Source organism: Halanaerobium sp. (assembly GCF_003070835.1).
In genome coordinates this window covers 1-1,900 of the sequence record NZ_QBLR01000467.1, presented here as the reverse complement: position 1 = coordinate 1,900, position 1,900 = coordinate 1, and the positions used below count along the sequence as shown (strand labels likewise).

The 1,900-nt window shown below is 34.5% G+C and carries 2 protein-coding genes; one reads left to right on the top strand and one right to left on the bottom strand.

Annotated features, from left to right (window positions below):
* The first annotated feature begins 277 nt into the window (after window positions 1-277).
* Window positions 278-1,072, top strand: a complete 795-nt coding sequence (nadE, locus tag CI949_RS20510; RefSeq protein ID WP_290769886.1) for an NAD(+) synthase — start codon at window positions 278-280, stop codon at window positions 1,070-1,072.
* Window positions 1,073-1,206: 134 nt separating this feature from the next.
* On the opposite strand, the gene msrB is transcribed toward nadE, so the two are convergent.
* A partial coding sequence (gene msrB, locus CI949_RS20505) for a peptide-methionine (R)-S-oxide reductase MsrB (RefSeq protein WP_290769884.1) occupies window positions 1,207-1,900 on the bottom strand: 694 nt, incomplete at its 5' end.

Genomic DNA, 1,900 nt, shown 5'->3' with positions numbered 1-1,900 from the left:
TGATTTATCCTTTTTTAAGCTGAGAAAAGCAAATTTTTGCATAGATTAATTTTCAAAATATTATTTAATTTAACTACAGATTTAAGTTCTAATTAGTTAGTTTCAACTACTTGAATGGAGTATTAGAAAGTATTATGTATTTAATTAATTCTTAAAGGTTCTAATCATTTATATTGAGTCTCTATATCTTGACAGCTTAACTTTTCTTTCCTATAATCTATGGTGGAATTAATAAAGAAAGATTAAATTAATTTTTCTTTAGGAGGTATAGTCAAAGATGATTGATGAAAATTTAAGTCAGGAAATTCAGAATTGGATGAAGCAGGAAGTTGAAAAAAGAAACGCAGATGGTGTTGTAGTAGGACTTAGTGGAGGTATTGACTCTTCAGTTGTTGGCGCTCTGGCAAAAGAAGCATTTGGCGATAACGTACTAGGAGTTATGCTTCCGGCTAATGGAACAGTAACCAAAGATGTAGAATATGCTGAACTTTTAGCAGATAAATTTGATATTGAAACCTTAAAGGTTAATATGAAAGAAATTAATGAGCCACTGGAAAATAGATTAAAGAGTATCGATATTGAGGAAAGCAAAAGAGAACACTGGCCTCAAACTAAGATTCCAACTACCAATCCGGCTGAACAAAATATTCAGACAAGACTTAGAATGATGACTCTTTATTATATAGCTGAAAAGAAAAATTACGTTGTAATGGGTACAAGCAACAAAAGTGAGATTTTAGCAGGCTATTATACACTTTACGGTGATGGTGCTACAGACATGAGACCAATCGGTGATTTAAATAAAACACAGGTCTGGGAACTGGCAGAAGTTCTAGGTGTTCCAGAAAAAATTATTAATCGTCCTCCAACTGGCGGTTGTCGTGGAGATGAAAGCGACCGAGATGAAAAAGAATTTGGTATCGCTTATGAAGATTTTGATAAAATTTATGAGTCAATTAATAATAATGATGATCTTTCTAAATTTGACGAAGGAGATGTCATGCGGGTCAAAGAATTAATTGATGCAGCAAAAGAAAAAGAAGATGTTCCTACTTTTAAGGTTGCTGAATAAATCTAATTAAATTCTAGTTAAACTAAACATAATGAATTAATGAGGGCGGATTAACTCCGCCCTTTTTTGCTTTTTAAATTTATTTTTGAATATTTTCCAGATAATGGTCCTGTACCCGGAAGGTGCACGTTTTTTTACTCAAAAAGATATTCGAACTCCTCATAACCTTCCTCAGCTAGATCTTCAGCTGGAATAAAGTTTAAAGCAGCTGAATTTATACAGTAGCGGAGTCCTGTTGGTTGAGGACCATCTTCAAAAACATGTCCTAAGTGAGAATCTGCATTTCTGCTTCGAACCTCAATCCTTCTCATCCAGAAAGAGGTATCTTCTACTTCAACTATATTTTCTTCAACCAGGGGTTTGGTGAAGCTCGGCCAACCTGAACCAGACTCAAATTTATCTGTTGAAGAAAAAAGTGGCTCTCCTGAAACTACATCAACATAAATGCCCGGCTCTTTATTATCCCAGTATTTATTGTTAAATGCAGGCTCAGTTGCATCAAGCTGAGTCACCTTATACTGCAGATCTGTTAAACGTGCTCTTAATTCGGCATCGCTTTCCTCTTCGTTGATCACAACCGAATCAGCATCTTCTGTTTTACAGAAGGTTGTACATTCTTCCGGATCAATTCCGTTTAATCTTAAAAGTTCCTCCTGCAGTTCAGATGTCAGGGCAAAGTCACCGATGTTTTGAATAATATTATCGCGCTCACCCTTACCACTAACATAACCATTTATTTTACTGATAGTTGGAGAATTTATAAATTCCTCAATCTTCATCATTTCAAAGTAATGGTCTCTAAATTCAGTTTTCTGCTGTAATCTAAAT

Coding starts and splice junctions, on each gene's coding strand:
- nadE (WP_290769886.1), top strand. CDS start 278: ATGATTGATGAAAATTTAAGTCAGGAAATTCAGAATTGGATGAAGCAG.